At 71.3% G+C, this 4,058-nt stretch carries 4 protein-coding genes; 2 read left to right on the forward strand and 2 right to left on the reverse strand.

The window, feature by feature from the left end; genetic code table 11:
* Window positions 1–2,346: AAA family ATPase (locus H5J30_RS20595; protein WP_181788876.1), on the reverse strand; the 2,346-nt coding region annotated here is incomplete at its 3' end.
* Window positions 2,347–2,769: 423 nt separating this feature from the next.
* Between H5J30_RS20595 and H5J30_RS20600 the strand changes: the two genes are divergently transcribed.
* Window positions 2,770–3,018: a DUF6059 family protein gene (locus H5J30_RS20600; RefSeq protein ID WP_220189144.1), complete on the forward strand. Its 249-nt coding sequence runs from the start codon at window positions 2,770–2,772 to the stop codon at window positions 3,016–3,018.
* Window positions 3,019–3,303: 285 nt separating this feature from the next.
* On the opposite strand, the gene H5J30_RS20605 is transcribed toward H5J30_RS20600, so the two are convergent.
* The gene (locus H5J30_RS20605; protein ID WP_181788879.1) at window positions 3,304–3,771 is read right to left on the reverse strand and encodes a pyridoxamine 5'-phosphate oxidase family protein; all 468 of its coding nucleotides are present in this window, start codon (window positions 3,769–3,771) and stop codon (window positions 3,304–3,306) included.
* 147 nt (window positions 3,772–3,918) lie between these two features.
* On the opposite strand from H5J30_RS20605, the gene H5J30_RS36875 reads away from it, so the two are divergent.
* Window positions 3,919–4,058: response regulator transcription factor (locus H5J30_RS36875; protein WP_309505587.1), on the forward strand; the 140-nt coding region annotated here is incomplete at its 3' end.

Here is a 4,058-nt window from a genome sequence, read left to right on the forward strand (position 1 = left end):
GCCGGAGGCCAGGAGTTCGTCCATCGCACGGAACAGCAGGCCGGGCCGCTTGTGCGGCGGCGCGAGCCGGGCCCGCAGCCGCAGCACCATCGCGTGGTTGCGGCCGCCGTGGCCGGGGTCGCGCGCGGTGTGCTCGTCGAGCATGCGGGCGGCCATCTTCTCATCGCCCAGGTGCAGCCACGCCTGGGCGACGTAGAGCCGCCACGGCGCGAGCGTGGGGTGGTCGACGAGGGTGCGCTCGGCCACCTTCCCGATCCGCAGGAAGTCGGCGAGCGCCGAGTGCGGCCTGTTCGTGGCGAGGTGGAAGCAGCCGCGGACGCACAGGTAGCTCAGCCAGTAGACGCTCTTCTCCCACGCGGGGGGAATCGGCTTGGCGAACACCCGCGCCGCCTCGTCGTAGCGCCCCATCTCCATGTGCGTCGCGGCGAGTACGGTCTCGACCGCGCACGCGTAGCCCGTGCTGCGCTCGGTGATGACGGTCTCCACCAGCCGGACGCAGTCCAGGCCCGCCGCCAGCTTTCCCTGCCGCAGCGCGACCGTCGCCTGCTGCAGCGAGAAGACGGCCTGCCAGCCGGGCGCGTCCCGGGTCGCCGACTCCTTCACCAGCCACTCGCACCACTGCCAGGCGGAGTCGAGCCGGTCGGCGATGACGAGGGCCTTGATCGCGCACGCCATCGACCAGACCGTGGAGTCGGAGAGGGTCGAGACCTCCAGCAGGTTCTCCGCGGCGGCGGCCCAGTCGCCGCGCTCGCCGAAGAGGAACGAACCCTCGAAGGTCTGGAACAGGGCCGTCGCCGCGTACGGGCTCGCCCCGTCGCCGTCGCCGTCGCCGTCACTGTCGCCGTCGGACGGCGGGAGCCGCGGGGCCTGCCCGTCGTCCTGGGGCTGGTCGGTGTGGTGGCTGTACCAGGCCCACAGCCAGGCGATGCTGGGGTGGTCGCCGGCGCGGACGTCGGCGGCGCTCGACTCGGCGCCCTGCCGCCGCAGTACGGCGAACGCCTCCTGGATCTTGCCGTAGCTGAAGAGCAGGTCCGCGAGTCCGTCGTACGCCGTGCTGGGCATTTTGTCCGCATGGAACGCGCTGAGCAGCGCGGTCAGATGCCGGATTTCGGTGGCCGCGGGGCTGATGCGCTGGGTGATGAGCGCCAGGCGCAGGTAAATCTCGATACGGTCCGAGGTGTTCGGGCTGTTCTCCAGCGCCAGTTCGAGATACCTGACGGCCAGCCGGATTTTCTCCTGGCCGATGGCCGTCTCCGCGGCGTCGCGCAGCGCGGAGCGCTGCCACGTCTCCGCCGCGTGCCGGGCGGCGAGAAGGTGGCGGGCCACTTCCGTGGTGGGACTGCCCGCATTGTTCTGGACGACGGCGGCCCGCCGGTGCAGTTCGTTTCGCTGGAGTGTGCCGAGATCCGCAAGAATTTCCCGGGGAGCGCTCCCGTGCCGGAAACTCGTGCCGTCCAGCACCCCGGAGTCGCGCAGCGCCTCCAACTGCTGGTCCATGACCGCGGGTGAAATACGGGTCATGCCCGACAGCAGCTCGGGTGTCGCGGAATCCCCGAGCACGGAGATCAGCCGCCCCAGTTCCACGGCGCTGGCGCCGCTGCGGTAAAGGCAGGAGACGACGGCGCGCCCGTACATGCCCAGCGCCCCCGAGGTCTCCGCGCCCGTCGGGCGGACCTCCATGTCCTCGTCCCGCAGATCCTCCAGCAGCGCGCGCAGCAGCAGCGGGCTGCCGCCGCTGAGGTGGTGCAGCAGCTCGATCCACTGCTCGTGCGGCCGGTTGACGCGCGTGGTGACCGCCGCCCGCACCCCCCGCTCGTCCAGCGGACCCAGGTGGATGCGCTGCGCGTTCGGCCGCCGCAGCAGCTCGGTCTTGACCGGCTGGTCGCGGTGGCGCAGGTGCGGGCAGTGGGAGAGGAGGATGAGGGTGCGCCGGCTGCGGTGCCAACTGACGGTCTGGAGCAGGAAGTCGAGTTCGGACCAGGGGATGTCCTGGACGTCGTCGACGCTGATCACCACCGCACCGTTCTCGGCGACATGCGGCAGCGCGGCGCTGAACTGCAGCGCGGCCGTGGCCCCCGCGGGGCCCTCGCCCGGCGGCGGGGCCGGCACCTGCGCGACGAGCTGCTGGAACAGCGAGATGGGCGGGTGCGCCGCGGTGCTCCTGCCCTGGACGCTGAGGACGGTCGCGCCCATGTCGGCCGCGTGTTCAGTGATGGCGTGTAACAGCGCACTCTTGCCGCAACCCACGCCGCCTTCGATCAGAATTGTGCGCGACATTCCGTGGAGACAGCGAGAGAAAGCAGACCGCAGCGCCTCGAATTCGGCCGCACGGATGACGAAAGCCATACCGGATTACTCACCTCCCGTTGATGCAATCGAATCGTCCTTGAAACAATTGCACCTTGAGCAAGTCCAGGTCATACGGCACTCAGGGGAAGTGCCGTACCGCGTATTCGGTTAGTAGTTTCACAGGTCAGGTTTGGTTACGCAAGGCCGGGTTTTCTCAGGCGGCGAGATAATGCGTAGGTCCGTTTTGCATCGTTCATCCTGGCCTTGTTGTGATGCTGCGGAGTATACATCCCCTGGGACAATCGCATCGGTCCGCGAGCGCCGCCCCCGGGCCCGCGGGAGCGAACGCGGGCGTACCGGACGACGCGTGAGCCCCCGGACGCGCCCGCGAGTCCCCCATCGTGGTCCCGCCGACCGCCCGGAGGCGAGCGGGCAGCAGGATTTTGGCGGGACTTTGGCGCCGCGTAACACCCTCCTCGGATGGTTCCTGCCCTTGCCTGGCTGCAGCGTGTGCTGCAGGAGGCCCTGACCGCCCTCGGCCGGGTGTGGTTCTTCATCCCGCCGCCACCGCCCGTCCCGCCGCCGCCCCCGACGGGTCCCGCCTCCGGCCACCCCGAGCGGCTGCGCCCCGACGTCCCGCTGACGGACCAGGAGGAGGCGCTGCGCCGGCAGTTGGCGGACATCGCCGTGCCCGACCCCATCGGCGAGGAGAAGGGCCCCGGCGCGTAGCGGCGGTGCGCGGCCGGGGAACTCCCGTACGCGGAGCGGGGAAAGAGGGAGCCCCGGTCGGAGGGGGGATCCGACCGGGGCGGTCTGGGGCGGATACGGAGGGCGGTCGCCTCGCGGCGAAAGGCTCCGTGGGGCTTCAGCCGAACGATCTTCCCCACGGGCGAGAGGTGAGGCCCGGGGACACTGTTCCCTCCGTACCCACACCGTCTTCAACGGGAGGTGACCTCCGGTTGTTCCATGCCCCCGCGCCCAAGGGTGTGAAGCGCGACACAGCCCGGCTCGGTGTCAGTCCAGCCAGCGGCCGTCGCGCATCAGCTCGCGCCCCCTCAGCTCGTTCACCTCGCGCCAGGCCAGGATCCGCCGCGGGGTGATCCGGAACCAGCGGTACGGGCCGGCGAGGCCGCGCGGATCGAAGCCGGCACGGGCCGCGAAGCGGTCGCCGTGCTCCCGCGGCAGCGCGTCCAGCTCGAAAACCTCGACCCCGCCGTCGATCACCGTGACGTCCCGGGTGGGCCCGAGCGCCAGCCGCGCGGCACCGGTGGCGGCGAGGTTCCTGCCGGTCGGGCTCTCCGCAGGCGTCGCCACCCACAGCGCGGTGCCGTCCCAGGAGAACGAGAGCGGTACGAGGTACGGCGTCCCCTCCGGCGCCGCGCTGGCCACCCAGACGTCCACGTCGTGGGCGAGCCGGTGCTCGGTGTCCCGGCGGCGCCGGGCGCGGGTCCGGGGCTCGGCGGGGTGCGTGGGTGCGGTCATCTCGCGCTCCTGGTCGTCGTGGGACTCGTACGCGATCCGCCCGGTGCGCCGCACCGGGCCCGATCGCCGTGGCCACCCCAGCCTCGTCCCGCCCGCCCCCGCACCGCCTCCGTGCTGACCACGGAGAACACCGCGGATAATGAGGACGTGGCCACCCAGCCGATCTCCGCCCGCGAAGCCGAAGTGCTCGCGCTCCTCGGCGAGCACCTGAGCAACGCCGAGATCGCCGGGCGCCTCTTCATCTCCGTACGCACCGTCGAATCGCACGTCTCCTCGCTGCTGCGCAA

The organism is Streptomyces phytophilus, assembly GCF_013870535.1.
GTDB classification, from domain to species: Bacteria; Actinomycetota; Actinomycetes; order Streptomycetales; family Streptomycetaceae; genus Streptomyces; species Streptomyces phytophilus.

Excerpts from the sequence above, each read along its gene's own strand:
- H5J30_RS20600 (WP_220189144.1), top strand. The coding sequence starts at position 2,770 with ATGGTTCCTGCCCTTGCCTGGCTGCAGCGTGTGCTGCAGGAGGCCCTG.
- H5J30_RS20605 (WP_181788879.1), bottom strand. The coding sequence starts at position 3,771 with ATGACCGCACCCACGCACCCCGCCGAGCCCCGGACCCGCGCCCGGCGC.